Source organism: Desulfuromonas sp. AOP6 (assembly GCF_009731355.2).
Classification (GTDB): domain Bacteria; phylum Desulfobacterota; class Desulfuromonadia; order Desulfuromonadales; family SZUA-540; genus SZUA-540.
The window spans coordinates 661,704-688,262 of sequence record NZ_AP022810.1 but is presented as its reverse complement, the minus strand read 5'-3'; the positions used below and the strand labels follow the sequence as shown (position 1 = coordinate 688,262).

General features: G+C 58.4%; 24 protein-coding genes and 1 riboswitch. Of the genes, 7 read left to right on the top strand and 17 right to left on the bottom strand.

Features of this window, described 5'->3' with window-relative positions:
* Positions 1-6 precede the first annotated feature (6 nt).
* The gene (hemG, locus tag AOP6_RS03255) at positions 7-1,419 is read right to left on the bottom strand and encodes a protoporphyrinogen oxidase (RefSeq protein ID WP_155875199.1); all 1,413 of its coding nucleotides are present in this window, start codon (positions 1,417-1,419) and stop codon (positions 7-9) included.
* Positions 1,420-1,715: 296 nt separating this feature from the next.
* Here hemG and AOP6_RS03250 point away from each other — a divergent pair, with 296 nt between their 5' ends.
* Positions 1,716-2,606 (top strand): DnaJ C-terminal domain-containing protein, encoded by an 891-nt coding sequence (locus tag AOP6_RS03250; RefSeq protein ID WP_155875198.1) that lies wholly within the window; start codon positions 1,716-1,718, stop codon positions 2,604-2,606.
* 56 nt (positions 2,607-2,662) lie between these two features.
* On the opposite strand, the gene AOP6_RS03245 is transcribed toward AOP6_RS03250, so the two are convergent.
* From AOP6_RS03245 to AOP6_RS03225, 5 genes are all read right to left on the bottom strand, one after another.
* Entirely contained in the window at positions 2,663-2,845 is a 183-nt protein-coding gene (locus tag AOP6_RS03245; RefSeq protein ID WP_155875197.1) for a hypothetical protein, read from the bottom strand.
* Positions 2,842-3,819 (bottom strand): ferrochelatase, encoded by a 978-nt coding sequence (hemH, locus tag AOP6_RS03240; protein ID WP_155875196.1) that lies wholly within the window; start codon positions 3,817-3,819, stop codon positions 2,842-2,844. The genes AOP6_RS03245 and hemH overlap by 4 nt, the downstream gene beginning before the upstream one ends.
* Before the next feature lie 84 nt (positions 3,820-3,903).
* Positions 3,904-4,932 carry a uroporphyrinogen decarboxylase gene (gene hemE, locus AOP6_RS03235; RefSeq protein WP_155875195.1) on the bottom strand — a complete coding sequence of 343 codons (1,029 nt, stop codon included), beginning with the start codon at positions 4,930-4,932 and terminating at the stop codon, positions 3,904-3,906.
* An 89-nt stretch (positions 4,933-5,021) separates the two neighbouring features.
* On the bottom strand, positions 5,022-6,128 hold the full coding sequence (locus AOP6_RS03230) for a radical SAM protein (protein WP_155875194.1): 1,107 nt from the start codon (positions 6,126-6,128) through the stop codon (positions 5,022-5,024).
* A gap of 162 nt (positions 6,129-6,290) precedes the next feature.
* The gene (locus AOP6_RS03225; RefSeq protein ID WP_155875193.1) at positions 6,291-7,388 is read right to left on the bottom strand and encodes a nitronate monooxygenase family protein; all 1,098 of its coding nucleotides are present in this window, start codon (positions 7,386-7,388) and stop codon (positions 6,291-6,293) included.
* Positions 7,389-7,536: 148 nt separating this feature from the next.
* Between AOP6_RS03225 and AOP6_RS03220 the strand changes: the two genes are divergently transcribed.
* Together AOP6_RS03220 and AOP6_RS03215 are read left to right on the top strand one after the other, a co-directional pair.
* Positions 7,537-8,493: a HAMP domain-containing sensor histidine kinase gene (locus AOP6_RS03220; protein WP_155875192.1), complete on the top strand. Its 957-nt coding sequence runs from the start codon at positions 7,537-7,539 to the stop codon at positions 8,491-8,493.
* The gene (locus tag AOP6_RS03215) at positions 8,493-9,194 is read left to right on the top strand and encodes a response regulator transcription factor (protein WP_155877622.1); all 702 of its coding nucleotides are present in this window, start codon (positions 8,493-8,495) and stop codon (positions 9,192-9,194) included. The genes AOP6_RS03220 and AOP6_RS03215 overlap by 1 nt, the downstream gene beginning before the upstream one ends.
* A gap of 43 nt (positions 9,195-9,237) precedes the next feature.
* On the opposite strand, the gene AOP6_RS03210 is transcribed toward AOP6_RS03215, so the two are convergent.
* Positions 9,238-9,912, bottom strand: a complete 675-nt coding sequence (locus AOP6_RS03210; RefSeq protein ID WP_155875191.1) for an NAD(P)/FAD-dependent oxidoreductase — start codon at positions 9,910-9,912, stop codon at positions 9,238-9,240.
* Between the two features lie 395 nt (positions 9,913-10,307).
* On the opposite strand from AOP6_RS03210, the gene AOP6_RS03205 reads away from it, so the two are divergent.
* On the top strand, positions 10,308-10,682 hold the full coding sequence (locus tag AOP6_RS03205) for a c-type cytochrome (protein ID WP_155875190.1): 375 nt from the start codon (positions 10,308-10,310) through the stop codon (positions 10,680-10,682).
* A 328-nt stretch (positions 10,683-11,010) separates the two neighbouring features.
* On the opposite strand, the gene AOP6_RS03200 is transcribed toward AOP6_RS03205, so the two are convergent.
* From AOP6_RS03200 to AOP6_RS03190, 3 genes are all read right to left on the bottom strand, one after another.
* Complete coding sequence (locus tag AOP6_RS03200; RefSeq protein ID WP_155875189.1) at positions 11,011-11,676, bottom strand: transposase; 666 nt, start codon at positions 11,674-11,676, stop codon at positions 11,011-11,013.
* A gap of 260 nt (positions 11,677-11,936) precedes the next feature.
* Entirely contained in the window at positions 11,937-12,512 is a 576-nt protein-coding gene (locus AOP6_RS03195; protein WP_155875188.1) for a hypothetical protein, read from the bottom strand.
* A gap of 76 nt (positions 12,513-12,588) precedes the next feature.
* Entirely contained in the window at positions 12,589-14,253 is a 1,665-nt protein-coding gene (locus AOP6_RS03190; RefSeq protein ID WP_213194735.1) for a rhomboid family intramembrane serine protease, read from the bottom strand.
* A gap of 128 nt (positions 14,254-14,381) precedes the next feature.
* Positions 14,382-14,473, bottom strand: a riboswitch (cyclic di-GMP riboswitch).
* A 274-nt stretch (positions 14,474-14,747) separates the two neighbouring features.
* Here AOP6_RS03190 and AOP6_RS03185 point away from each other — a divergent pair.
* Together AOP6_RS03185 and AOP6_RS03180 are read left to right on the top strand one after the other, a co-directional pair.
* Positions 14,748-15,740 (top strand): NAD(P)H-quinone oxidoreductase, encoded by a 993-nt coding sequence (locus AOP6_RS03185; protein WP_155875186.1) that lies wholly within the window; start codon positions 14,748-14,750, stop codon positions 15,738-15,740.
* A 75-nt stretch (positions 15,741-15,815) separates the two neighbouring features.
* The gene (locus AOP6_RS03180) at positions 15,816-16,346 is read left to right on the top strand and encodes a shikimate kinase (RefSeq protein ID WP_155875185.1); all 531 of its coding nucleotides are present in this window, start codon (positions 15,816-15,818) and stop codon (positions 16,344-16,346) included.
* On the opposite strand, the gene AOP6_RS03175 is transcribed toward AOP6_RS03180, so the two are convergent.
* A complete protein-coding gene (locus tag AOP6_RS03175; protein ID WP_225897341.1) occupies positions 16,341-17,408 on the bottom strand; it encodes a murein transglycosylase A in 1,068 nt (355 codons plus the stop codon). The genes AOP6_RS03180 and AOP6_RS03175 overlap by 6 nt on opposite strands.
* Positions 17,409-17,731: 323 nt before the next feature.
* Between AOP6_RS03175 and AOP6_RS03170 the strand changes: the two genes are divergently transcribed.
* A complete protein-coding gene (locus tag AOP6_RS03170) occupies positions 17,732-20,314 on the top strand; it encodes a PEP/pyruvate-binding domain-containing protein (protein ID WP_155875184.1) in 2,583 nt (860 codons plus the stop codon).
* Positions 20,315-20,365: 51 nt separating this feature from the next.
* Here the strand turns inward: AOP6_RS03170 and AOP6_RS03165 are convergent, their stop codons facing one another.
* The 6 genes from AOP6_RS03165 to AOP6_RS03140 all read right to left on the bottom strand — a co-directional run bounded on the left by AOP6_RS03165 (position 20,366) and on the right by AOP6_RS03140 (position 26,556).
* A complete protein-coding gene (locus AOP6_RS03165) occupies positions 20,366-20,725 on the bottom strand; it encodes a hypothetical protein (RefSeq protein WP_155875183.1) in 360 nt (119 codons plus the stop codon).
* A gap of 110 nt (positions 20,726-20,835) precedes the next feature.
* Positions 20,836-22,206 carry an exopolysaccharide Pel transporter PelG gene (pelG, locus tag AOP6_RS03160; protein WP_155875182.1) on the bottom strand — a complete coding sequence of 457 codons (1,371 nt, stop codon included), beginning with the start codon at positions 22,204-22,206 and terminating at the stop codon, positions 20,836-20,838.
* Positions 22,194-23,723, bottom strand: coding sequence for a GT4 family glycosyltransferase PelF (pelF, locus tag AOP6_RS03155; RefSeq protein ID WP_155875181.1), 1,530 nt, complete (start codon positions 23,721-23,723; stop codon positions 22,194-22,196). Before pelF ends, pelG begins: the two co-directional genes overlap by 13 nt.
* A complete protein-coding gene (locus AOP6_RS03150) occupies positions 23,711-24,718 on the bottom strand; it encodes a hypothetical protein (protein WP_155875180.1) in 1,008 nt (335 codons plus the stop codon). Before AOP6_RS03150 ends, pelF begins: the two co-directional genes overlap by 13 nt.
* On the bottom strand, positions 24,715-26,028 hold the full coding sequence (locus AOP6_RS03145; protein WP_155875179.1) for a PelD GGDEF domain-containing protein: 1,314 nt from the start codon (positions 26,026-26,028) through the stop codon (positions 24,715-24,717). Before AOP6_RS03145 ends, AOP6_RS03150 begins: the two co-directional genes overlap by 4 nt.
* Before the next feature lie 3 nt (positions 26,029-26,031).
* On the bottom strand, positions 26,032-26,556 hold the full coding sequence (locus AOP6_RS03140; RefSeq protein WP_155875178.1) for a penicillin-binding protein activator LpoB: 525 nt from the start codon (positions 26,554-26,556) through the stop codon (positions 26,032-26,034).
* Positions 26,557-26,559: the final 3 nt, after the last annotated feature.

Here is a 26,559-nt window from a genome sequence, read left to right as displayed (position 1 = left end):
GAATTCTCAGGCCTTGGTGGCCCGAATATGGGCCAGCACTTTTTCCGCCGCCAGGTTGGAGGCGTTGACGCAGTCGTTGAGACCGACGCCGAAGTAGGCGTTGCCCGTGAAGAATAATCCAGGGCAAGCCCCGAGCCTCTCATCCAGAGCCGACAATTTCTTGGCGTGACCGGCCACATACTGAGGGATGGCGCGGCGGTGACGGAAGATGCGCACGAATTGCGGTTCGGCCTTGATCCCCATGATGGTGGCAAGGTCCTCCATAACCCGCGACCTGACCTCCGTTTCCGCCAGGTCGAAGGCGCCGGGATGGGTGGCGCCACCCATCATGGAACGCAAAAGGACATGCCCTTCGGGGGCGCGGTTAGGAAAAATACTGGAATCCCACAAGGTTCCCAGAGTGTGCCGCCCTTCCTTGCGGGGGATGAGATAGCCAAACCCGTCCAGATCCCGGGCAATCTGCTCCCGCGCATAGCCGAAGCAGACGACGTTCATGGAGGCATAGGGGATATCCTGCAGCGTTTTCGCCACCTCGGGCAGCGACTCTTCCAGCATGCCGGCCAGGGCATAGGCTGGGGCGGCGCTGACCACCACCTCCGCCTCCTCGATGGAACCGTCCTGCAGGTGCAGCTCGAACCCCCCTTGTTTGGGCAGGACGCCGTTGACCCCCACCCCGGTGCGCACCTCGCCGGCGACGGCCTCCTGCAGACGGTCCGTCAATTCCTGGATGCCACCGACAAACGAGGTGAGGACACCGCCGGGGCCGGCTGCACTGGCCACGACCTTGCCGGCCTTGCGCTCGGCCTTCTTCTTTTTGGCCAGCTTGAGCATGGCCTTGATCAGACCGCCGTATTCCTGTTCGAGTTGATGGATGCGGGGAAAACAGCTCTTGAGACTCATGGTTTCCGGATCACCGGCAAAGATACCGGAGACCATGGGGGCAATGAGCTTATCGAGAGCTTCCTCGCCCAGGCGGCGGCGAGCAAAATGGGCGAGAGTCTCGTCGTCGTCACCCCGATAGGTGGGAATCAGCGTCTCACAGGCGAGGCGGACTTTGCCGGGCCAGGAAATGAGCGGGGATTTCAGAAAAGACGGCCCGTTTTCCGGCAGGCGGTGCAGTTGCCCTTCCGAATAGATGAAGCGCTTGCGGGCGTTGTCGTTGGAGCGGGCCAACTGCCCCTGGATATCCAGCCGATCACAGAGTTCGAGAGTCATGGGCTTGTTGTCGAGAAAACCGTTAGGCCCCCATTCGCACAGATACCCCTCTTCCCTGATACTGTGAATTTTTCCGCCGGTGCGCTCCTTCTTTTCATAAACGACCGTCTGCAGGTCGAGACCGGCTTCACGGGCTAGACGTTCAATGGCAAAAGCCGTGGAAAGACCGGAAATACCAGCTCCGATAATGGCGACGCGCATCATGGCTCCTTTGGTTGAAGAGTAGGGATTTATGCAAAGGGCTATTGGCCCATCTGGTCAAATAGCCGGGCAGATGGGTATTTATAACCCGAACCCGCCAGGAAAAAATAGAACAGCCCACCGGCAGGGTCAAGCGGAACCTGCAGGCACCGGACCGGTGGGGCGCCGAGGGCCTTTTACAGGCTGATTCAAAGCAAGGAATGTGCCTTTATCGCGCATTTTGACCAGGGTGCGCTTGACGGGGGGCGCGCGCGTAATTATAGTAAATCCCGACACAAGCCCACGAAACAGGAGACAGCATGACCAAGAACTACTATGAGGTGCTCGGCGTAGCCAAGGATGCCTCGGCTGAAGACATCAAGAAGGCCTATCGCAAACTGGCCTTGAAATATCATCCCGACAAAAACCCTGGCGACAAAAAGGCGGAAGAGCGCTTCAAGGAGATCACCGAGGCCTACGCCGTACTATCCAACCCAGACAAGAAGAAACAGTACGACCAGTTCGGGTCCACCGGCTTCCACCAGCGCTACAGCCAGGAGGACATTTACCGCGACTTCGATGTGGGGGATATCTTCCGCGAGTTCGGCTTCGGCACCGACGATATTTTCAGTCATTTGTTCAGTGGCGGCCGCAAACAGCCTTTTACCGGTTCCTCTCGCCGACAGGTCGTCAAAGGGCAGGACTACCTGATGACCCTCACCATTCCCTTTCGCCAGGCCGTCCTTGGCGGTGAGCGGCGGGTCGACTACAAACAGGGGGACCAGGTGGAACACCTGCAGGTGCGCATTCCCGCCGGAGTCGAGCCCGGCCAGAAGCTGCGCGTCGGCGGCAAGGGTGGGCCCAGCCCGACGGGGGGGCCTGCCGGGGACCTCTACCTGGAAATCAAGGTGGACCCTGACCCCACCCTCACCCGCGAAGACCAGGATCTCTACGCCCGTGTGCAGGTGCCCTTCAGCGGCGCCTGCCTCGGCACTTCGGTGGAGGTTCCCACCCTCGAAGGCCCCAAACGCGTCAAAGTGCCCGCCGGCACCTCGGCCGGCAAGAAGATCCGCCTCAAGGGCTTCGGCGTTCCCCGCAGCGGCAAACAGGAAAAAGGCGATCTCTACGCTATCATCGAGGTGGAAGTGCCACAGAAACTCACCGACAAACAGCGACGACTGCTGGAGGATCTACAAAAAAACGGACTATGAAAAAGGGCCTCCCACATTGGGGAGGCCCTTTTTGCTTGCGGGCGCTGACTCAACCCTCAACCGTAAAACTCGGTGCAGTACATCATCCCCAGGGTGCCGCGATTGGCCAGACACTGGGGGCAGAGCTGATCGGCGTCGTCATAGAGTTCGCGGGCCATGTACAGACCGGCCTGCTCGCTCGGATTGTCGAGGGGCGCGTCGGGATCGTAGATTTTACCGCAGATGGTGCAGGTCTTCATGCCGGCGTCTCCAGGGTGTGGCGCACCAGGCCGGCCAGGGCCTGAATGAAGTCGTCGTGGTCGTTGAGAGACGGTATCCGCCGGAACGAGGGGATGCCGACCTTGTAGGCATGTTCGGCATATTCGATATCGATCTCGTGCAGGGTTTCGATGTGGTCGGAAACGAAAGAAATCGGCACCAGAAGGACGGCCTTGTGCCCCTCCGCCGCCAGGGTGTCGATCACCTCCACCGTATCGGGCTCCATCCAGGTGACAGGGCCGCTGCGGCTCTGGAAGCCCAGATGCCAGGGACGATCCCCCACCCGCTCCATCACTCCCTTGACCGTGGCCAGAATGTGTTCGAGATAAGGATCGCCGCGGTCAATGAACTTCTGTGGCAGCGCGTGGGCGGAAAAGAGGATCTGCACCTCGTCCCGCAGGAGCTCATGGAACGGCTCCAGCCCTTCCCGTATCCGTTGGGCCAGAGCATCGAGATAGCCGGGCCAGTTATACCACTGGTCGATAACGGTAAACTGCAGGTCGGGATGATGCTCGCGGGCGGCGCGGCGGAAGTCATTGATACTGCTTCCTCCTGTCGCGCCGGTGTAATGGGGATACATGGAGAGCACCACCGCCCGTTCCACTCCGTCGGCCCGCATCTGGCGCAAGGTCTCCTGGGCGAAAGGGTGCCAGTAGCGCATGGCCACATAAGGCTTGAAGGAGGCGCCCAGAGCCTGGGTCACGCCCTCAGCCTGTCGCTGCGTCCACATGAGGAGCGGTGTCTTGCCGCCGATGGCGCGATAGTTCAATCGAACCTTTTTGGCCCGGAAAAAGGAGATCAGCCGGGCAAAGGGGCGCTGCAGCAGGGCCCCCAGCGGCAGACGAATCAGCTCCCGGTCGGAAAAGAGGTTGTAGAGAAAGGGCTCCACCGCCTCCAGCGAGTCGGGCCCTCCCATGTTGAGCAGGACGATGCCGATCGGTTTGTCAGATTCCATGATGGCTATAACCCGTGAGGGGTGAGGGGTGAGGCGAAAGGGGTGAGGCGTTATAACCTCGTCTCTCGGCTCACCCCGTACGCGTTACTTCTGGCTGAGGCGGTGCACGCAGTCGACCATGAACTTGGCGTGCTCGGGGTCGACCGTGGGCAGGATGCCGTGGCCTAGGTTGAAAATGTGTCCCGGGCGGCCGGCATTTTCGTCGAGAATGCGCTTGACCTCCGTCTCGATGTGCGCCTTGGGCGCGTAGAGGACGGTGGGGTCAAGGTTCCCCTGCACGGCGATTTCGGCGCCGAGAATGTCGCGGGCCTTGCCGAGGCCGAGATGCCAGTCGAGCCCGACCACGTCGGAGCCGGCCTTCTTGACACTGTCCAGCATGGTTCCCGAGCCCTTGACAAAGTGAATGATGGGGATGTCCTTGCGATTGAGGCCGTTGATGAGCTTGGTGGTGTAGGGCAGGATGTACCTTTCGTAATCGAGCGGAGAAACAATACCGCCCCAGGTGTCGAAGATCTGGATGGCCTGGGCCCCGGCGGCGATCTGGGCGTTGAGATACTGGCGGTCCATCTCCGTGACCTTGTCCATGAGGGCGGCGTAGAGTTCGGGCGCCCCGTACATCATGCGCTTGATCTGGGCGAAGTCCTTGCTCCCCTTACCTTCCACCATGTAGCAGGCCAGAGTGAAGGGGGCTCCGCCGAAACCGATGAGGGGAACGCGGCCTTCGAACTCGCGGCGCAGAATTTTGATGGTCTCCAGCACATAGGGGACGTCCTCTTCCATCACGGGGATGCGCAGGGCGTCGATGTCGGCCTTGGTGCGCACCGGATTTTCAAAGACCGGCCCGGGGACGAAGTCGAGCTTGAGCCCCATGGGCTCCACCGGCGTCAGGATATCGGAAAAGAGGATAGCGGCATCGGCACCCAGGTAATCGATGGGCTGGATGGTGACCTCGGCGGCCAACTCCGGCGTCTTGCACAGTTCGAGAAAGGAGACCTTCTTGCGGACTTCCATGTACTGGGGAAGATAGCGACCGGCCTGACGCATGAGCCAAACGGGAGTGCGGTCGACGGGCTGGCCCCAGCAGGCCTTGATGAAATTGTATTCAGTGGTCATATCGCTTGGATCCTCCTATGGGATGTGGTTCAACTCGTAGGGGCGTGATTCATCACGCCCTGGGCGCCATAAATTGCGTCCCGACGTCATTATTTTGCCGCGTTCTCCGCCGCTTCCTTCTCCATGCGCTTGCGCGTGCGATTGGGGATGTAATTGCAGAAAGGCTCCTCGGCCATGTAGTCGCCGTACACAGCGTCGGCCCGGGCCCGGCAGCCGCCGCAGACGTTGATGAATTCGCACTCGCCGCACTTGCCCTGATATTTCTTGAAATCACGCAGGTCGTTGAACACCTTGGAATTGAACCAGAGTTCTTTGAAGGGGATCTGCTTGACGTTGCCGACGGAAGAGTGGAAGTAGGAGCAGGGCTTGAGGTTGCCGTAGCAGTCGATGAGGCAGATGGTCTGGGCCGCGATGCAGCCCTTGCCGCCACCAGTGGAAAAAGTCAGGCTGCGCCGCTGGAAATCGACCCCTTCGGCCTTGGCCATCTGCGGCACGATACGGTAGTAGTGCGGGGCGCAGGTGGGACGCATGAGGATGTCGTCCTCCCCCTTCTCCTGCTCGTAGTGCCAGGCGAGAATCTCCTCGTAATCCTCCTTGGAGATAAGCTCGTTCATGATCTCTTCGCCACGGCCGGTGGGAACGATCATGAACATGTACCAGGCCGTCGCCCCCAGACTCTTGGCCAGCTTGAAGGTGGCGCCGATATCCTTTTGGTTGCGCTTGGTAAAGGAGGAATTGACCAGAAACTTGATGCCGTTGCGCTTGAGGGTCTCGGCACCGCGGATCGTCCCCTCGAAGGCGCCGGGACAGTTACGGAAATCGTCGTGGATGGCCGCTGTGGAACCGTCGAGGGAGAGAGAGACCATCTTGATGTCCGCCTCCTTCATCTGCCGGCAGACCTCGTCGGTGATGAGGGTGCCGTTGGTGGCCATGCACATGCGCAGTCCCTTGTCGGTGCCGTAGCGGGCGATCTCGAAAATATCCTTGCGCATAAGAGGCTCGCCGCCGGAAAGAACCATAACCGGTTTGGACACCTCGCAGATATCGTCAATGAGCTTGAAGGCCTCTTCGGTGGTAAAATCCCCTTCCGAGGACTGCAGGTCCGAAGAGCAGCGGCAATGCACGCAGTTGAGATTGCAGCGCTGGGTGCTTTCCCAAGCGATCCACTTGGGGATGAACTCGTCCGTCTTGGCCATGCCGACTCCTTATCGGTTGTGCGGATTAAAAACTCCGCCAGATCTTACACCATATCCCTCAGCAATGACAAGCTCTTAGGGTACAGGGTGTTCCCCCTTTTCAAAAAAGGAAAAGGCAGGATCGCTCCTGCCTTCTCATCATCTTGCTTTTACTTGATCTTTTCAGTGATTGACCGCCTGGGGTGCCGCCTCCGATTTCGCCAGTTCGAAAAGCTCGTCGAAGATGGCCTGCACCGTGGTGATGCGGTTGGCCTTCCAGGCGTTGGTGCCGCAGAAGACCAGTCCCGTCTCGACGTCGCCACGCTGGGCCCGGTCGAGGGCGTGGACGATACAGAAGCGCTCCTGGTCGGTCTTGTAGGCGCATTTCTTCAGGCAGCCGGAAGGACAGCGCACGTCCAGGTCCACGTCCCGCTGACGCACCTTGTCGATATTGGCCTTGATGGCCCGGCCGGGAAGTCCCGCCGGACTCATGATCAGTCCGATGTCTTCCTGACGGCAGTTCAGATAGGCTTCCTTGAAAGCGTCGGAAGCGTCGCACTCTTCGGTGCAGACGAAGCGGCTGGCCATCTGCACACCGTCGGCGCCCTGCTCCAGCGCGTGGAGAAGATCCTGGCGATCCCAGATGCCGCCAGCGGCGATGATGGGGATATCCAGATTCCATTCCTCGCGGAAATAAGCTTTGACGCCGCGCACCGTCGCATACTGATCGTAGGTGCCGTCACCGATTTTTTCCAGCTTCTCGCCCAGGTGGCCACCGGCCGTGTCCGGATCTTCCACAACCACGGCGTCAGGGAGGCGATCATAGCTCTTCTTCCACTTGCGGGCGATGAGCTCGGCCGCCTTGACGGACGAAACAATGGGGACCAGGGCCACGTCGGGATAATCGGTGGTGAGGCCGGGAAGATTCATGGGCAAACCGGCACCGCAGACGATAACCTTGGCGCCGCCTTCGCAGGAAGCCCGCACCATTTCATCGAAATTGGTGACGGCGACCATGCAGTTGGTGCCGACGATGCCGTTAGGGGCCATGGCGTAGGCCTTGGCGATTTCATCCTTCAGGGCCAACGGATCGGCAGTAAAGTAATTCTTGCCGTCGTAGTGGCTGCTGTTCAGGGCCATGCCGGCGGCAGCAACCAGGCCGATACCGCCGCTGCGGGCCACGGCTCCGGCCAGACGGCCAGCGGAAACGCGCACGCCCATCCCCCCCTGAATAACGGGAAAGCGGGCCGTATGTTTACCAATGGTCAAAGGCTTTGTCATGGTCAATCTCCTTGGCTGCAAGCCATACCTGGCTGTTTCTTAACTGAAGACAGCCTAGCAGAAGATGACCAAGGCAATTGTAATAGTTATGTAAAAGCTTTGTGACATAGGTCTTGTTCGCCGCCCCGCGAAATGCTAAAGATGGCCCATGAAACTCTTTCGCCGCGTCATCAATCCGCTCTTCGCCTTTGTCGCCGTCCAGCTGATCTGGGTGATCATCGTCATCTCCTGGATCTCCTGGTTCATGGGCAGCCACCGGCGCCTGCGCGCCCTGGCCGAGCAATACAGCCCTGATCTGCTGCAAAGGGGCTGGGACTGGCTTATCCTGATCGAGGGCCTGCTGTTGCTCGGAGCCATTCTGGCCGGGGTCTACGTCATCTTTCTCTACTGGCGCAGGCAGGCAGCCCTTTACCGGGCCCAGCACCAGTTCATCGCTCAGGTGACCCATGAGCTCAAATCCCCCATCGCCTCCATCCAGCTGCACCTCGAAACCATTCGCCGCCGCCAGCCCGACCCGGAGCAGATGGACACCTTTCTCGACACCATGCTGGCCGACACCGACCGGCTGAACACCCTGGTGAACAATCTTTTATCCGCCAACCGCCTGGAACAGCGGGGACTCAAGCTCAACCTGACTCCCTGCAACCTGTCGGAACTGATCACGAACTACTTTCGTCCCCAGCAGTACGCCCTGCCCAAGGCCGGCACCATGGCGCTCGACATCGCGCCCGAAATCCATGTGCGCGCCGACACCGACTGGCTCAAGGCCGTCTTCCGCAATCTTCTCGAGAATGCCCTGCTCTACAGCAATGGCCCCCCTGCTCTCAAGCTGACCCTTCAAGCCGAAGGGGACCAGGCTCATCTGACCTTTGCCGATCAGGGGCGGGGCCTGGAGAAAAAGGAGCTGAAGAAAGTCTTTCGCATGTTTTATCGGGTCAAGTCGAGCGGAGAGACGATCCGGGGGAGCGGACTGGGCCTCTTCATCATCCGGGCCGTTATTCTGCTGCATCGCGGCAAGGTCTGGATCGAGAGTGAGGGCTTGAACAAGGGAGTCACCGTGCACATCACCCTCCCCCTGATTTCACCGGTCAAGGAGAGGGAATGATGCCCCAAGCCCGTATTCTGCTGGTGGAAGACGAGCCGAGCCTCGCCCGAGGGCTCCTTTTCAACCTTGAAGCCGAAGGCTACGCCGTCACCCACGCCGGCAGCGGCGAGAAGGCCCTGGACGCCTTCAGCCGGGAGTCCTTCTCCCTGCTGGTGCTCGATCTCTCCCTGCCGGGCATCGACGGCCTTGAGGTGTGCCGGCAGATCCGTGAAAAGAGCCCGCGCCTGCCCATCCTCATCCTCACCGCCCGCTCCCAGGAAAGGGACCGCGTCAAAGGCCTTGCCGCCGGGGCGGACGACTACCTGACCAAGCCTTTCAGCCTGGACGAATTTCTGTTGCGGATTAAAGGGATGCTGCGGCGTTCAGGATGGCACAAGGAAGAGTTGCCGCCGGGCGATCTCTACGCCTTTGGTGGCAACGAGGTGAACCTGCAGGAACAGACGGCCACCACCCCCCGTGGGGAGGTCAGTCTCACCGAGCTGGAAATCAAGATGCTGCGTATCTTTTTCGATCGCGAGGGGGAAATCCTCAGCCGCGCCGAGCTGCTGAAGCTGGTGTGGGGCATGACGCCGGACACGGAGACCCGCACGCTGGACAACTTCATCGTCCGCCTGCGCCGCTACTTCGAACCGGACCCGGCCAACCCCGTTCATTTTCTCACCGTGCGCGGCCGCGGTTACCGCTTCGTCGCCCAGCCCTGACAAAAAAAAGGGGAGCCAAATCGGCTCCCCTTTTTTACATACCTCAGGGTTTGAAGTCCTGCAGCAATTCGTCGCGAAACGCCTCGAACCCCATCTCGTCAATGAACTTGCCGAGGCGGCACTTGCGATCCTTGGCCTTGAACCACTGGATGATGTGATCGACCACGGCCAGCGCCTCTTCGTCGGTGGGCACATGTTCGAGCAGCTTGTAGGAGAGGCGCGCCTGCCCGCCCCCGTTGCCGCCGACCATCACGTTCCAGCCCTTGGGCGTGCCGATAAGGGCGACGTCCTTGATGCACCCTTCAGCGCAGTCGTTGATGCAGCCGGAGACCCCCATCTTGAACTTCCAGGGGAGCTGCAGGCCGTGGTACTTCTCGTCCATCTCCAGTCCCACGGTCACGGAGTCCTGCTGGCCGCGTTTGCAGAAGGTGGTGCCGGGGCAGATCTTGACGCTGCGCACGCAGAGACCAATGGCGGCGCCGGGCTTCTCCCCCAGCTCCTCCCAGATCTCATCCAGCTTCTCTTCTGGCAACCCGACAATGGCGATGCGCTGGGCGCTCGTCAGTTTCAGCGCCTGGGCCCCGTATTTCTCCGCCACATCGGCGATCTTGCGCAGGGTCGCCGGATTGGTGATGCCGCCGGGAATGTGGGGAGCCACCGCATAGGTCTCCTTGTCGCGTTGAATGATGGCCCCTTTTTCCTGGATATCCTTTTTCATAAAAACTCCCCCTGTCAGGTGAAAAGTCGATAGCAAACTCATTCACAAAGACGCTTTTTTACCGTTAAATCGGGCGTTTGTCAACCCCGGCAGGCCTTATTTTACCTTATCCACCCTTCTGTTCTAATGGGGAAATACAACTCCGGTGGTCGTCGCCACAGAAGGTTGGCATCCCTTGCCCTATTTGAAGACCAATGAAGAGATTATGGGTCGTCAAGACATAATTAAGCAGGGTGTCCACAGAACTACCCCATATTGACTTTTGTGGAGGCCGTGATAGCGTTCCATCATCATTCCTGCTTCACAAAGAGCGATAAAAAACTTGTTTTTTGATCGCCTGTTTTTATTGTTCACTCTTCCGAGAGACGACTTTTATCCTAGGAGCCCTGGTGATCATGAATCCAAAAAACACCCTCTCCCACCACCGCCTTTGCCTGTGGCGTGCCGCGAGTTATGGCCTCTTCCTGTTCCTGCTTCTGGGCTGTCAGGAATCCTCTACGCCTGAAGCAAGAGTCGAAAAAACGGCCGCGCAACAGTTTGCCACTTGGTGTTCCCCCTGCCACGGCGAACGAGGCAAGGGCGGGTGGGCCTCCAAAGGGCCGTCACTGCAAGGACCAGACTTCATTTACGGCGGTGACCCCGACTCCCTGCGCACGAGCATCCGCGAAGGCCGTCCAAACGGGATGCCCGCTTTTGGCGAGCGGTTTTCCCCTGCCCAGATCGACGAACTGACCACATATCTGAAGTCCCTTCAAACTACCGGCAGTTGACCCCTGATCAGACCCTCTGTTGTCCGAAAGAACAAAAGCCGACTCCTGGCAAGGGGCAAGCTGTCCTGCTTTTACACCACACAATAGGTCCTGCAACAATTCTGGGGACACCTTACTTAATTCCCCTTGCAACAATTCTGGGGACACCTTACTTAATTCCCCTCCGCAATTCCGGGGACACCTTACTTAATTCCCTTCCCCTTTGGCCCTGGCTTGCACGTGCAACAATTCTGGGGACACCTTACTTAATTCCCTTCCCCTTTGCCGCACAATTCCGGGGACACCTCACTTAATTCCCTTCCCCTTTGCGAACAATTCTGGGGACACCTTACTTAATTCCCTTCCCCTTTGGCCCTGGCTTGCACGGTTTAAGCGTACGATCCAGCACGGTCTCCAGCCTGGCGACAAATCCCTCTGATCCGAGGGGTCTTCCGGTGCGCTCATGCTTCTTTATCTCGTTGACCCGTTCTTCATCAGACGAATCCTCCAGAAACGTTCGCCAGTCACCGGCCAACTCCAAAAGTGGCGCCACTGTGACCAATCCATCATCCGTTGCAGCTAAATGCGCCTGAGCACTGCTCCACGGCCAGGCCCCAGCATCGTCAACCAAGCCGGCAGCGACTGGGTTTCTCTCCACATAGCGGGCAGCAGCCAGAAGATAGTTCTCATCCATAGGGAAGGAGGCAAAGCGGCCTTGCCAGAGGTGCCCGCGCCAGTTGTTCCGAAAGTTGATCATGCGGCTATAGCGACGATGGGCCTCCCCGATGCCGCGGCGCAACGCCTCTTCGCTTTCGGGAACAGCAATCAGGTGAACATGATTCGGCATAAGACAATAGGCCCAGATATCGACCGAACACTTACGGCACCATTCAGCCAACAGGTCTAGGTAGGCCCGATAGTCGTCGTCGCCGAAGAAGGTTTGCATCCTCCGGTTGCCCCGTTGGGTAATGTGATGGGGGATGCCTGATGCTATGACCCGTGCAATTCTTGCCATGTGTGGAGATTAATGAAGGGATTATGGGGCGTCAAGAAATAATTAAGGATGGTGTCCCCAGAACTACCCGTGTCCCCAGAACTACCCGCTAAATGACAAAAAAACTATTCCTGCCAAAAATAATATGGCCGCTGGTATTTTGATTTTCATCAAAACCAATTTTCCTGACTACATAAAGAGCCAGACATAAATATCTGACTCTTTCCAGTTTTTCCGTAAGCAAAAACCTACAAATTCTTAACTTTTAAATCTTATTAAACTTATTTCTCAAGGTATTTTGCAGAATTATTTTTAAGTAAGCTCAATACATCCTCGACAATTTCGTAATTATTTATTGTTTTCTTTGTCAAGCCAAACACAACACCATCAAAATATCGGTTTTTAATTTTTTTGAATATATTGTAGTCAGAACCAACTTTTAATTCATCTATTTTCAAACGGAGCATCCTATCTTGTGTTACTTGCATATTTTCATAATAGTAACTTTTAATTTTTTTTGAAAAAAATGGTGTTATAATTAACTTATCGTTAAAAAAGTAGGCATTCCCTATTCTGAAAATTGGGGCCCACGCTGGTATGTAAGCACATAAGAACAAGCCAAGATAAAAATGGAATATTTGTTTTCCAATTCTATTTTCTGATCCTGAAAAAACAGATGAATAGTCTAATGTGATAAGAACAGGGATTACATCTGCAAACATGGCATAAGCTGTTACTACTACAGTTATCACTAGTATTAAAAAATAATGACCCTTACTTGGCCTCATAACAATAATTGCATCATCAAAATTAACCGAACTTCTATCAACAATATTTTGCCCATTTATTGACGACATCCCCAACTCCCATTTCTTCAATTTAGTTGTCACCAAGCGAGCTTTCTTATTCTAAATTCGACAATTCCTCAGTCTCTTAACGCTCATTCCACTGAATCGGCTTTGCCAAACCAGAAGCCAATTCATTCGCTTCCTTCAGCTTCTCGACCGACTGCTTCGCAAGGGTATTATCCTCTTTGGCAAAAGCTTCGGCCATCAGCTCGCCCCCTTCCTGCTTGAGACGAATGTAGGCAAGCAACACTTCTTGCCGCTTTTGGAGGCTTTCATTTTCAGGCTGAAGCTGGGCCAACCGTTCCGGCAGTCCCTGGTAGGTGTTTTGCCATAGCGTTACCACTTCGGTGACTTTGGCAGAGTCCACGTCCTCCGCCATTTCGGACATTTTCACAACCTCGTCCGCCAATATCTTTTCTTTGGCACTCAGCTCTTGCTGCAGTTCGACGATGCTTGCGGCCACCCTATAGTCGCTGCCCCGTTTCGGCGCCGCGGCTAAGGCGACGCCAACTCCGAGAAGGACGAGCCCCACACCGGCCAGGGCTCGTCGGCTCAACCAGCCGCCGTCTTCTTTCTTGAGTCGCAAGGGTTTGCCGATAAACCAGGCCAGGGCTATGCCGGTCAGGGCGCCGCCGACATGGGCGGCGTTGTCGATTCCGGCTTTGCCGATGCCGTTCATCAGGGCATAAAAGCCGTAGATGGCAAAGGTGGTGGCAATTTTATTGCGGGCGCCGGATGTGAGAAAGTCGCGGTCGATCTGAAAGAAGATCACCATGGCCCCCATGACGCCAAAGACCGCGCCCGAGGCACCGATACCGACATTCAGGGGAGAAAAAAGCAGGGTGCCGCACGATCCGGCTATGCCGGCCAGCAGGTAAATAGAGAGATAAGCCCAGGGGCCGTGCAGACGTTCGACAAGGCGGCCAATGTGGTAGAGGGCAAGCATGTTGAAGACCAGGTGAAGCAGGCCGGCATGCAAGAAGGTGGCGGTCAGCATCCGCCACCACTGGCCATCGGTGGTAAGGGGTGAGTAGTTGCCGCCGACAGACGTCAGGTAAGCGGCATCAAATTGCAGCCATTGCTTGGTGGTCCAGGCCATGGCCAGATAAGCCATAATATTGAGGGCCAGCAGGGCCCAGGTAACGGGCGTTGCAGCCGGCAGTTGCGACATCCTCTCTTTCAATTCGTTGTTGGCCTGTTGTGTGGTGGTGAATTTGCCGTCTACGGTCTTGGGCAATCGGGCGGCAAGGGCCTGAGCCGTCTTTTGATCAGCGCAGACCAGATAAGCCTGCCACACCCTCTTACCTTGGGGGATGACAAACTGGACGGTCTTGCCTTTGCAGAAAAGATTACGCACGGCGGCAAGGGGGTAGCGTTCGGTTTTTCTGCCTGAGAATAACCCCATCCATCTTCGCCGCGCCTGTATCTGAATGAAGCCGTCCGCGATGCGCACCTCTCCTTTGCCCTTGAAGCGATTATCGTAGGTGACAAAGGTTTGGAACTTGACCTTGGCGGTCACGGGCGGCGGGTCAACCGGGTCAGGGCGAGCGCTCCCCTGCGTGGCGGCACTAGCGACACGACTGGCGACAGCAGGCACTTCCTTCCCGGCGCCGGGAGGCGGCACCTGAAATCTGCCCGCACATTTGGGGCAGGTGGCCACGGCCCCTTTGGCCGGTACGGCTTTGGCGGGGAGCCGTTTGCTGTGACCACATTCGGGGCACTGTATCTTGATTGTTTCTTCGTTTTGCATTGACGGTGGTGCCTTAGTCATCCTTCACCTCGCGAGAATCTTGGCCAGGGTGTCATGTGAACAAAAAAAGCCCGCATCCGAAAAAGGGCGGGCTTGATAAATCCGTTAGGAAATTTATCTTCAGCCACTTCGACAGCCCGGCCATCCGACTCTTTTAAACATCTGCGTCGGACCGATGGCTTTGTGCCCCCCGGTCACCCGAGGTTTACCTTTTCGGTGGATTTATCATGTGACTCAATAAGTAAAATACAATAAAAGAATAGACCTATTATTCCCAGGGATTGTCTGTAGTCAATAGATTTAATGCGAAGACTTGACCATCCCGCTGGGGGTGGGATATTGCCCACGGGCCGGGACCGGGGGAAAGGGGGCAGCAAGCCGTTCAGAAATCTCCCCGCCGGATTTGGGGTTGCAACCTCACAGGGATTCCTTATAATCAACACGCTGTTTTATTCTTTTTTCGACAGACATCTTTCCCAAAGGAGGCAGGGATTATGAAAGCAGTTCAGCTCGACGGTTTCGGTGGTGTGGAAGTTTTGCGCGTGGGCGAGGCGGAGCGGCCGGTGCCCGGTGAAAACCAGGTTCTGATCAAGGTGATGGCCACCTCCATCAACCGTCCCGATCTGGTGCAGCGTGAAGGCAAGTATCCGCCCCCTCCCGGTGATTCGGAGATTCTCGGTCTGGAAGTGGCCGGCGTGGTGGCTGAAGTGGGGCCCAAGGTCAGCCAGTGGAAAGCGGGCGACCGGGTCATGAGCCTGGTGGGCGGCGGTGGCTACGCCGAATACGCCGTAGCCTACGCCGACCACCTGATGCCCATCCCCGAGAGCATGAGTTTTGCCGAGGCGGCCTGCGTGTGCGAGTCGTACATCACCGCCTTTCTCAACGTCTTCATGATCGGCGATCTACAGGACGGCCAAACCGCTATCCTGCACGGCGGCGGCGGTGGCGTCAACACGGCGGCGCTGCAGCTGGCCAAGGCGCTGACCCCCAACGCCAAGCTCATCGTCACCGCCCACCCCAGCAAGATGGAGCGGGTGAAAGACCTTGGTGCCGACCTGGTCATCGACTACACTCAGACCCCCGACTTCACCGAAGTGGTCAAAGAGTTCACCAACAAGAAGGGGGTCGATGTCATCCTCGATCACGTGGGCGCGAAGTACCTCGCCCCCAACATGAACTCCCTCGGCTACAAGGGCCGCCTGGTCATTATCGGCGTCATCAGCGGCATCAAGGCGGAACTCAATCTCGCCCTCATGATGGTCAAGCGTCAGCAGATCATCGGCAGCGTGCTGCGTTCGCGCCCCGTTTCGGAAAAAGGCGAAATCGTGGCCGAATTCACCCGCCGGGCGCTGCCCAAATTCGCCGACCGCAGCATCGTTCCCATCATCGAAAAGACCTTCTCCATCGATGACGTGGTGGAAGCCCACCGCATGATGGATGAAGACCGCCACTTCGGCAAAATCGTGCTGCAGATCGCCGCTGATTAAGAGGTCCTGCTCGGGCGTCGCCAGCTGGGGGCGCCCGAGTCTTACTCCGTCAAAAATCTAGAGAAGAGGCAGAGGATGCAAGGGCCGCGAAGCAATATCGTGCTCATCGGCATGCCCGGAGCGGGCAAGAGCACCGTCGGCGTGGTGGTGGCCAAGCTGCTGGCCATGGACTTTGTCGATACGGACGTGCTGATTCAGGCGCGTGAAAAGAGGACGCTGCAGGCCATCATCCGAACGGAAGGCTTGAGCGTTCTGAAACAGGTGGAAGAAGAGACCCTGCTCGATCTGGCGGTCGAACAGACCGTCATCGCCACCGGCGGCTCGGCGGTCTACAGCGACGCGGCCATGGCGGCCCTGAAGCGCCGGGGAATCGCCGTGTTCCTCGATGTCCCCCTCCCCGAACTGGTCGAGCGCCTCAACGACCTGGACGCCCGCGGCGTCGTCATGGAGCCGGGAGAATCCCTGACCGACCTTTACCGCAAAAGACTCCCCCTCTACCAGCGCCATGCCGACCTGCGCCTCGACTGCGGCGGCAAGAGCGCCGGCCAGGTCGCCCTGGAGACGGTGGCGGCGGTCCGGCCGCTGCTGGCGCCATCAGTCTCATAGACCGGGGGGCGTCATCTCTTTCGGCAAGAGCACCCAGAGGCGGCCCTGCTGCTTCATGCGTCCGGCGTAGGCGCCGGCGTCATCCCCCATCCCCCAGAAAAAATCAGCCCGCACCGCTCCCTTGATGGCCCCGCCCGTATCCTGGGCCACCATGAGGCGCTGCAGGGGCAAATCGCTGCTGGGCCAGGTGGTCTGCAGAAAGACCGGCGCACCGAGCGGAATGGTGCGCGGATCGACGGCCAGGCTGAGCCCCGCCGTCAGGGGTATCCCCATGGCCCCCGGCGGGCTCTGCACATCGGCCAGCTCACGAAAAAAGATGTAGCTGGGATTTTCGCCGAGCAGGCTGTTGACCTGATCGGGATTCTGGCGGGCCCAGGCGGCGATGTTCTGCATGGACATCTGGTCACGGGTCATCGCTCCCCGCTCGAGCAGGAGCTTGCCGATGGAACGGTAGGGATGGCCGTTCTGGTCGCCGTAATTCACCATGACCGGCTCCTCGCCTTCGAGCACGATACGGCCGGAACCCTGGATGTGCAGAAAAAAGAGCTCGACAGGATCTTCCACCCAGAAGATTTCCTGACCGGCCAGGGGCTGGGCGCCGCCATCGATCTCCTCCCGCGTCCAGTAGGGGACCACCCGGCGCCCTTCCACCCGGCCCCGCAGGCGGTAATTGCCCAGTTCGGGGTAGACGGAACTCAGATCGACGACCAGCAGGTCATCGGGCACGGCATAGAGGGGATAGCGGAAACGGGCGGTCTGCTGGCGGCTGCCCCGCAGATCGGGCGCGTAGTAGCCCGTGATCATCCCCGTGTCAGTGCCGTCGGCATTGCGTATCTGGTAAGCCTGAAAGCGCGTCTCAAAAAAGAGGCGAGCGGCCGGCTGGTCATAGGGGTTAAGGTCTGCCGCCTCGCGGCAGACCTCCTGCCAGCCATCCCGCCAGCGCAGGCTCCGGCAACTTTTCATAAACACTTCCAGGGCGGGCGACAAGGCATCCTGTTCCCAGCCGTCGACCTCGCTCCAGCCGACGGGGGTCAGAGGGGGGACAGGAAGCGGGACCTTCACCGGCACCTCCTCTATCGGAGGTCCCACCCTGGGGGGCGGCGCACAGGCAAACAAGGTCCCCATCAAAAGACAGACCGCAAGCCTTGCAAGGCGGCAACAGCAGCTCCTCATCATGTGTTCCCTTCCTGATCTGTTCTGATCCTTCTTATTCATTTCGACAACCTTTTCTTGGCAGAAATGTACCATAAGCTTTTTTCCTGTCATGGTCAAACACCCACGACATCAGGAAAACCGTGACCGGAAGGGGTCTGTCATGCTATAAAAACAGGCACTCTTATGCAGGATTTTTCAATCGCATCTGACCTTCATAAAAAGGAGTCGGCATGAAAACACAACGGGTGACCACCGGATTTAAGGGGCTGGATGAAATCCTTGATGATCTGCGCATCGGCGACAACGTGGTGTGGAAGGTCGACGATATCGAAGACTACCGCCAGTTCGTCACCCCCTATGTGGATGCGGCCATGGAAAAGGGACGGCGCATTGTCTATATGCGCTTCGGTCAGCACCCTCCCCTGGTGGCCCCCGGGGACAACGTCGTGATTCACGAACTCGATGCCCGCCGGGGTTTTGAACCCTTTGCCAGCCGCATTCATGGCATCATCACCGAGGAAGGTATCGGGACGTTCTATGTCTTCGACTGCCTCTCGGATCTGCTGTCGGCCTGGGCCACGGACCACATGATCGGCAACTTCTTCCAGGTGACCTGCCCCTACCTCTTCGAACTCGACACCGTCGCCTACTTCGCCCTCATCCGCGACCGCCATTCCCTGCAGACCATCGCCCGCATCCGTGAGACGACCCAGGTATTGCTCGACGTCTACAACTTCGACGGCTGCATTCACATTCATCCTCTCAAAGTCTGGGAGCGACACTCCCCCACCATGTTTCTGCCACACCGGCTGGACGAAGCGCATTTCATCCCCCTGGCCAACAGCTATGAGGCCACCAATCTGCTGGCACGCCTGGCCGACCCCGACGGCAGCAGCGCCACCCGCCAGCTGGATCATTGGCATCGCCTCTTTCTCCAGGCCGAGGAGTGTGCCCGTCAGCCGGACGCTCACCAGGAACAGGCGAAAATGGTCGACCATCTCTGCCACCACCTCATCGGCCGCGACGACCGCATGCTGTCCCTGGCCCGGCGCACTTTTTCCCTGCAGGACCTGCTCCACATCAAAAAGCGCCTGATCGGCACCGGTTTCATCGGCGGCAAAACCGTCGGCATGCTGCTGGCCCGCGACATTCTCCGGCGGGACACGGAGTTCGACTGGTCCGACTATCTCGAATCCCACGATTCCTTTTTCGTCGGCTCCAACGTCTACTACTCCTACATCGTCCACAACGGCTGGTGGAAGCTCTACATGGAGCAGAAGACGGAGGCAGGCTACTTCAGCGCCGCCGAGGAACTGCGCCAGAAGATGCTGCACGGCAAACTGCCCGAGTATGTGCGCGAAAGCCTGCGTAAAATGCTGGAATACTACGGCCAGTATCCCATTATCGTTCGCTCCAGCTCCCTGCTCGAAGACGGCTTCGGCAACGCCTTCGCCGGCAAGTACGACAGTTTTTTCTGCGTCAATCAGGGCACCCCGGAACAGCGCTACGAAAAACTCGAGGAAGCCATCCGCCAGATTTTCGCCAGCGCCATGAGCGAGGATGCCCTGAGTTACCGCAAACAGCGGGGCCTCGACCATCTCGACGAGCAGATGGCCCTGCTGATCCAGCGCGTCTCCGGTTCTTACCACCAGCACTTCTATTACCCCGAACTGGCCGGGGTCGGCGTCTCCTACAACACCTTCGTGTGGGATAAGGGGATGGACCCGCAGGCCGGCATGCTGCGTCTCGTGCTCGGTCTGGGTACCCGGGCCGTGGATCGGGTGGAGGGCGACTATCCCCGCATCGTCGCCCTTGACTCCCCCCTCAAGCGTCCCCACGCCGGCTTCGAGGATACCCGCAAATTCGCCCAACGGGATGTCGACCTGCTCAACGTCAACGACAACAGTCTGCAAACGGTCAATCTGGCTGCCCTACTGCGGGAGAACCCCGATCTGCCCATCCAGCGCTACGGCGTGCGCGACGAGGAGACGATGAAAAGGCTGGCCGAACGGGGGCGCAAAGGAGAGGAATACTGGCTGCTGACCTTCGACCGGCTCCTCGCGGACGGCGACTTCACTCCCATGATGCAGCGCCTGCTGAAAACCCTGGAGAAAGCCTACGACTACCCCGTTGACGCCGAATTCACCGTGAATTTCACCCCCGAAGGGACACCGAAAATCAATGTGGTGCAGTGCCGCCCGCTGCAGACCAAGGGACAGGAACTTAAGGTGGAGATCCCCGAGAGCGTTCCGGCCGAGCGGATTTTCATCCAGAGTGAGGGGAACTTCATGGGGGGCAATCTCTCCCAGAAGATCACCCGCGTCATTTCCGTCGATGCGGAGGAATATTCCCGTCTCGCCCTGACGGATAAATACGACATCGCCCGCCTGATCGGCCGCCTCAACAAACGGATCAGCGACCGTTACGAGAGCCCCACCCTGCTGCTGGGTCCGGGTCGCTGGGGCACCTCCACGCCGGCCCTGGGGGTGCCGGTGAAATTTTCCGAAATCAATAACTTTGCGGTGTTGGGCGAAGTCGCTTTCAGTAGCGGCGGCCTCATGCCCGAACTGTCCTTTGGTTCCCACTTCTTCCAGGATCTGGTGGAAACGGATATCTTTTACCTGGCCATTTTCCCCGAGAACAAAACCTGCACCTTCGACCGGGCCTGGCTTGACGCCCAGCCCAACAGCCTGGAAGCCCTCATGCCGGCCAGCAGCAAATACCGCCGGGTCGTCCGCGTCTGCCAGCTTCCCGGCGACGGCCTGCACCTGCTGGCCGACGTGGTTTCGCAGAAACTCCTCTGCTACCGCTGAGCCTCCCCCCCAACGAGAAAAGGCCCGCTCATGCGGGCCTTTTCTTATGCATCAATATTTACCGCCACCTTTCGGGCCGGGACCCATCGGCCCCATCCCCTTGCCGTGGGGCATCGGCCCGGCGGGCAGCTCTACCCCCTGTTGCTTTGCTCTCTCCTGCATTTTCTCGTGGTGTTCCTGCCGGTAACGGTTGCGTTCCTCTTCCGTAGTCATGGTGCGCATTTTTTCCCGATGCTGCAGACGCTCTTCTTCTGTCATGAGCTCCCAACCATAAACCTGCTCACGAGCCTGCTCCTGCGTCTGCATCTGCTCCTGCGCCTGCAGCGGTTTGCCTTCCTGCCCCAGGACGGCAGAACCTGGAATCAGGACAGCCGCCGCCAGCATTGCTCCTACAATAGACCGACGCTTCATCTTCTCCTCCCTCTTGTTCATTTGTTGTACCCCACGGGAAATCCGTGGTTAGTTTCATACTAGCACCGTCGGATAAAAGTGCAAATGTCCCGCGCAAATAAGGACTTACACTATTGCAGCATGAAGGTCTCGTACTCCAGCCGGTCAAGATCCCGGTCGAGTAGCACCATGCCGACGCTGACGGCAATGACGAGGGAGACGGCGAAGCCGTAGCCGTAAAAGAAGGGCCCCAGTTGAATGGAGAGCCAGGACAGCAGACCGTTGAGCGTCATGAACAGACCGGTGAGCAGCAGCACCCGGTTACGGCGGTCAAGATAGAAAAAGACATTGAGCAGGCCCAAAAACACCACCTGAAAACCGGTGGCCACCACCTGGATCTGCAGCAGGGGCAGGTGAATCCGGGAGATGCCGGCCCATTGCAGCAGGGTGCCGCCAGCCACCACCACCAGCAGAATGACGACTCCCTGGATTTTCATGATGTCATAGATGCCTTCGCGGGTGATACGGACCATTTCATCCTTCATTTCGTGGATGTAGCCCAGGGAGCCACCCTCCCGGACGGCATCGTAAAAACGGTCGTAGTATTCGACGAAGTCGGTCTCGATGCGCATGAGAAAGACAGCCATCCCGGGGATGATGGCGAGATAGGCGATGAAGACGGGCAGATCATAGATGGGCGAACCGCGCAGCAGGCCAATCACCGGCTCGCTGGTCCAGGGGTGATACCAGAAGACGATTTTGTCGATCCAGATGCCGATGTTGTAAAAAAAGCCGGTAAAGACCAGGGAAAGATACATGCGGCCGGCGCGGAGAAAATCGAACTGGATGAAGTGCCGGGAAGGGTACCCCTTGAAGACGACGTAGAGCATCCCCTTGAAGAGCACAAACTGTCCAACAAGAAACGCCAGCAGCAACCCTTCCAGATCCCAATGACGCAATCCCCAGGCCAGGACCAGGGCGATTCCGTACCCCAGCAGGAAATTGACCAGGATGGCTTTGTAGGCTTTGAGTCCCGAGAGCAGGATTGTACCGATCCACACGTTGCAGACCGTCACGAAACAGGCCACGATGAGCAGGCGCAGGATCAGGCTCGAGCCCGGAAAGACAACGATGACCAGGGGAATGGCCAGCGCCGCGGCAACGACAGTTACCAGCAACAGCAGGCCATTGAGGTTGGGCAGCAGCAGGCCGTGTTCTTTTTTGAAAATGCGGTCGGCGCAATAGCGGGTAAAGGACAGCTGCACCAGACCACTGAGGATGAGGCTGGCCGCGATGATCGTCGTCAAGATGGTCTGAAACTGACGCACCAGGTCAGGGGGAATGACCACCGGCACGGAAAAGATGCCAATGATCAAAACTGCCACGATGGACAGAACCCAGGGGCCGGAACTGATGACGCCGGCGTAGGCATAGGCCATCATCAGCCCGGAAAAAGTATCCCTTCGCAGAAGTTTGCGAAGTTCAAAACCTATGCCTGCCACGGTGCCAGTCCTTCCTCGTAAAGTTGCCGATATTCAGCAAACATTCTCTTCTGAGTGTAAAAACGCTCCACCCTGGCTACCGCCGCCGCCTGCGCCTTTTGCCAGACGTCCTGATCGCTCAGCAGCGTCAGACAGGCCTCAGCCACGGCTTGTGGATTGTTGATGGGGACCACCGCCCCGGCATGTCCCAGGGCTTCGTCTTCCTCGCCCACCCCTTCCACCAGCTGGCGACAGGAGCCGACATCGGTGGCCACCAGCGGAATACCGGCGGCATAGCCTTCCAAGGCTACCAGAGGCAGTCCTTCGCTGATGGAGGTCAAAGCCAGCAGGCCGATCTGGGGAAAAAGCTCCCGCGGATCCATGAACCCCTTGAAAAAAATCCGGTCGGCCACCGCAAGGCTCTCGGCCAGCCGGCGACACTCCTCGGCGTAGTGGGGCGCCTCATCCGTCGGTCCGACAATCCACCCCTGCACATCGGGAATGTGGCTGGACAAAATGCGCAGGCTGCGGATGAAGGTCTTGACGTCTTTGATGGGCACCACCCGGCCGAGCAATGCGATAATGGGCGGCGGGACCGCGGGCCGCTGGCGACGCAAAGGAGAAAAGCGAGACAGGTCAATACCGTTGGGAATCACCCGGGTGCGCTCTGGCGGCGCGCCGTCGGCAATCTCCCGCTGTCGTGCCCCTTCAAAGAGAGAAATCGTGGTACCCGCCGCATCGTAGCAGAATCTGCCCAGAGTCTCGAAAAAGCGAATCCACAGCTCCCGATAGTAACTGACCTCGGTCAGGTCTTTCTGCAAGGGGTTACGCCGGTCCAGAATCCACTCGTTATGCAGAATATCGATGCGCCGCTCTTTCGTATAGATGCCATGCTCGGACAGCAGCAGGGTGCGGCCGGTCGCATGATGAAGAAGAGCGCCAAGAAAACCGGCATAGCCCGTAGAGACAGTGTGGTATAGACGGGCCGGAATCAGATTGGCGGCAATCTCCGCCAGTTGCCACACGGGCGTGTGCATGTTGCGGACGGTCCAGAAGTAGTCAACGAAGGAGGGATCGGTGCAGCGCGACCGATATTTTTCAGCAATGAAATCCCAGGATCTTTCCCCGTGGAGAAACTGGATAAAATCGACCCCATGCGGAGAATCGCGATAAAACGCCAGGCTTTTCATCTCCTCCGGCAGAATCCCCTGTTGATGGTTAAGAAACCACTCGTGTAACCGCCTGATGGCGTCAAAGCCCTCAGGATTTCCCTGGCATGGCGTGACCACGGGCTTAGGCTGCCCGCCGTGGAGATAATGCTCTTCCAGGTGAACCAGGTTATCCGGCAGGTCGTATTTGAACTCCTCGTAATCCTCTCGCTGACTCCCCAGAAAGACCGCGCCGAAACGCCATTGCGGGAAGCCCCTGACTATCTGGTTGACCCAGCTGGAAACGCCGCCGCTGACGTACGGAAAGGTTCCTTCCAGCAGCAGCATGATATCGACCTGGGAGGCCTTGGGAAATTTCACTTTTGCCATGACGCCACCCCCCAGAACTGGGCAACGGGTCCGATTCCCGGCTTGTGTTTCAAGGAAGTCTCCTGCTGCAGATAATCCGTCAATGCCTTAAAATCACGGCGGGTATAGGCTATTTCTGCCAGATAGGGGAGCACACGGGCCGGAAGGGCGCCAAGGCTCTGGGCCTTTAGGATCATCGCTTCCGCCTGGTCGGTCTGGCCCCGCAGCAGGTGGATGCGGCCTATCAACAGGGCCATGGCCGGATCGTCCCCCCCCAGTTCACAGGCCTGGCTGGCATAATTCAAAGACTGCTCAACGAAGAAATTCTGCAGTTCGGCCTGGGCCAGATCGTTATAGACCATTTCCCAATAGGAGAGTGCCAGCGAACGACAGAGCTCGGCCCGCTGTGCGGATCCCCTTACCTTCTTCAGTTCGCCAAGATTCTGACTGATAGCCTGAGTAACGACTTTTTCCTGTCGGTCAAAAAGGTTGAAGGCCAGCAGCCGGATTTCGTCATCCGTATCACCGGTGGCGAGACGAAGCAATCGGTTGACTTTTCGCCCACCGGTCGTACTCACCGCCAGCAGCGCCTTTAAACGCTGGGGACGAGGCAGATCGACCGTGCGCAGTCGGGACCAGGCGCCGCCCTCGCCCATTCCCTGGGCGATATGGGAACCTTCTTCCAGAAAGGGCGGGATTTTCAGGCTGTGAAATTCTGGCCTTTTGATGGCTTTGCGCGTCATTCTGAAATAGACCATATCCACAATCAGACCAAGACCACCCAAAACGGGAATAAAAAAAGCGACACTGACAAAGAGCAGCAACACCCAGGTGCGCCGCCTGGCAAAGCGATGGGGCATAACCATGAGCAGCAGTGCGGACAGCAGCAGGGAGGCCACCAGGTGAGCGACAACAAAAAGGCCAAGCTGCATCGCCTGCGGATAAGGACTGAAAAGAGCCCAGACCGCCGCTGTCTGGCTCAGCAAAGCAAAGACAAGCAGAAGGCCCCAACTCATACCTTGGCCTCATCAACAAGTTCGGCCAACTGGGTCAGGGGGTCGGCTGCAGTGAGGATAACCGAATGAAAGGCTGTCGGGTCGTCCTGCAGTGAAAACCGGAACTGTCGCAGCAGAATTTCACTGACCCGGGTCCGATACCCCTCGGCGGCGCCGACCCCCGAAAAGGGCATCAAGGTGACAAACTGCACTCCATCCGGCGTATGACGCTGCCAGGTGTGATCCAGTCCCCGCTGCTGATCCTTTAGAAGGGTGCAGATATTTCGCAGCTGTGGCGTCGCCCGCACAGAGACCCTGACCAGAGTGCTGGGCACATCAAGCTCGCGGTGCAGTCGCACCATTTTGATCAGCTCGGCTGCAAAGGTCCCTGAACAGTCAGGATAGCTTGCAAGAATGGGTTTGGCGGCGGTTACCGCTTCGCCGTAATCAGCCACGTAGGCGAGCAGAACGGCGAGGACCTGAAGCGTCTCCCGGTGCAGGGCCAAAAAAGGCATTTCGGTGACCAGCAGCATGCCTGATACGGTTCCGGAACTGCTGCGTACAGGGGCGGCCACCAGATAATGGCTGCGTTCTTCACTTCGTAGCCTGTTAACGGCCTGGTAGGCCGTATTTCCTGACTCCATGGCGGCTTTGAGCAACTGATCGTCTTCCACGAAGATCCCCCCTCGACCACAAACAGCCAGGGGTTCGTCCATGATTTTACCATTGGTGACCGCATGAATGGCGGCACTTTCCAGGGAACAGTAGTTGGACAGAATGCCCAGCAGTTCAACGGCCACCTCGCGCGGCAGTCCCCCTCCCTTTCGACTCAGCAGTTGGCGCAGATCCATCATGGCCTGGCGCAGGGTCACCGGCCGGCTGATCAGGTTCTGTTCCAACCGGTCATGGCTCTGACGCACCATGAAATAGGCACGGGAAAGCTGTTCAAAACGCTCCTCGGCATGGCTGGCCACCTGCTTGGTTCGCCGCAACCGATGGTTCCAGACGGTACTGAACTGGGCACTCACCAGGGTCAGCAGAGCACCGCCGGCCATCGGCAGGGTCGGAAAATCCCCCGCGACAATCCCAGCCCGGCGGGCAAGCAGCCAGGCGACTGTCAGCAGCGCCACCGAAGTCATGGCCGGCGCCATGCCGTAGCGCAGGGCGACCAGAAGGGGTGCGAACCAGAGCCAGGGGAAGGCCGCCTCAAAGAAGAAGGGGTCCTGCGGCCGGAAGAGAAATCCCAGCCCCAGAACGACGAGCACGATGACCAGGCTCTCCACCCAGGCCGTGGCCGTCAACTGCGAACCCCGTTCAGGAAACCAGCGCATAGGTCAGCGAACCTCGATGGAGGAAATGAGTTTCTCCAGCACCTGCTGTCCCACGGCGCTGACCGAAGACCGGCTCCAACCGCTCTTGCTGGCACTCCCCGACCAGACGACATCCCCGCCGGGAAGGGCCAGGACCTGCAGAGTTACACCGGCAACCGGCTCGCCATCGAGGCCGACCTTGTAGCGCCATTCGGTGACTGTGCCGGAAACAGCATAAGCAATGCCCCGACTCTGGGCCCACTGCAGGGCCGACTGCAGATTCTTTTCGCCACGGGCAGGCAGAAGCAGGTCGTTCTCGAGAACATCCGCCGGTACAGGCGTCAAGCGCTGCACCCCCTTGGCGTAGAGCAGTGCCGTGGTGATGGCTTCGGCGCGTTCGGCCGCGTAGGGGGTCTCGGTGTTGTTGACAAAGGGCAGAACCACCCATTCAGCTTCCAGAGGAACTGTCCCCCGGCCTGACTGGTGGATCGTGGTGCAGCCGGCGGCCAGCATCGCCATCATGATGACCAGAAACACGAGTCTCTTCATAAA

Excerpts from the sequence above, each read along its gene's own strand:
- hemG (WP_155875199.1), bottom strand. The coding sequence starts at position 1,419 with ATGATGCGCGTCGCCATTATCGGAGCTGGTATTTCCGGTCTTTCCACG.
- AOP6_RS03250 (WP_155875198.1), top strand. The coding sequence starts at position 1,716 with ATGACCAAGAACTACTATGAGGTGCTCGGCGTAGCCAAGGATGCCTCG.
- AOP6_RS03245 (WP_155875197.1), bottom strand. The coding sequence starts at position 2,845 with ATGAAGACCTGCACCATCTGCGGTAAAATCTACGATCCCGACGCGCCC.
- hemH (WP_155875196.1), bottom strand. The coding sequence starts at position 3,819 with ATGGAATCTGACAAACCGATCGGCATCGTCCTGCTCAACATGGGAGGG.
- hemE (WP_155875195.1), bottom strand. The coding sequence starts at position 4,932 with ATGACCACTGAATACAATTTCATCAAGGCCTGCTGGGGCCAGCCCGTC.
- AOP6_RS03230 (WP_155875194.1), bottom strand. The coding sequence starts at position 6,128 with ATGGCCAAGACGGACGAGTTCATCCCCAAGTGGATCGCTTGGGAAAGC.
- AOP6_RS03225 (WP_155875193.1), bottom strand. The coding sequence starts at position 7,388 with ATGACAAAGCCTTTGACCATTGGTAAACATACGGCCCGCTTTCCCGTT.
- AOP6_RS03220 (WP_155875192.1), top strand. The coding sequence starts at position 7,537 with ATGAAACTCTTTCGCCGCGTCATCAATCCGCTCTTCGCCTTTGTCGCC.
- AOP6_RS03215 (WP_155877622.1), top strand. The coding sequence starts at position 8,493 with ATGCCCCAAGCCCGTATTCTGCTGGTGGAAGACGAGCCGAGCCTCGCC.
- AOP6_RS03210 (WP_155875191.1), bottom strand. The coding sequence starts at position 9,912 with ATGAAAAAGGATATCCAGGAAAAAGGGGCCATCATTCAACGCGACAAG.
- AOP6_RS03205 (WP_155875190.1), top strand. The coding sequence starts at position 10,308 with ATGAATCCAAAAAACACCCTCTCCCACCACCGCCTTTGCCTGTGGCGT.
- AOP6_RS03200 (WP_155875189.1), bottom strand. The coding sequence starts at position 11,676 with ATGGCAAGAATTGCACGGGTCATAGCATCAGGCATCCCCCATCACATT.
- AOP6_RS03195 (WP_155875188.1), bottom strand. The coding sequence starts at position 12,512 with ATGTCGTCAATAAATGGGCAAAATATTGTTGATAGAAGTTCGGTTAAT.
- AOP6_RS03190 (WP_213194735.1), bottom strand. The coding sequence starts at position 14,253 with ATGCAAAACGAAGAAACAATCAAGATACAGTGCCCCGAATGTGGTCAC.
- AOP6_RS03185 (WP_155875186.1), top strand. The coding sequence starts at position 14,748 with ATGAAAGCAGTTCAGCTCGACGGTTTCGGTGGTGTGGAAGTTTTGCGC.
- AOP6_RS03180 (WP_155875185.1), top strand. The coding sequence starts at position 15,816 with ATGCAAGGGCCGCGAAGCAATATCGTGCTCATCGGCATGCCCGGAGCG.
- AOP6_RS03170 (WP_155875184.1), top strand. The coding sequence starts at position 17,732 with ATGAAAACACAACGGGTGACCACCGGATTTAAGGGGCTGGATGAAATC.
- AOP6_RS03165 (WP_155875183.1), bottom strand. The coding sequence starts at position 20,725 with ATGAAGCGTCGGTCTATTGTAGGAGCAATGCTGGCGGCGGCTGTCCTG.
- pelF (WP_155875181.1), bottom strand. The coding sequence starts at position 23,723 with ATGGCAAAAGTGAAATTTCCCAAGGCCTCCCAGGTCGATATCATGCTG.
- AOP6_RS03150 (WP_155875180.1), bottom strand. The coding sequence starts at position 24,718 with ATGAGTTGGGGCCTTCTGCTTGTCTTTGCTTTGCTGAGCCAGACAGCG.
- AOP6_RS03145 (WP_155875179.1), bottom strand. The coding sequence starts at position 26,028 with ATGCGCTGGTTTCCTGAACGGGGTTCGCAGTTGACGGCCACGGCCTGG.
- AOP6_RS03140 (WP_155875178.1), bottom strand. The coding sequence starts at position 26,556 with ATGAAGAGACTCGTGTTTCTGGTCATCATGATGGCGATGCTGGCCGCC.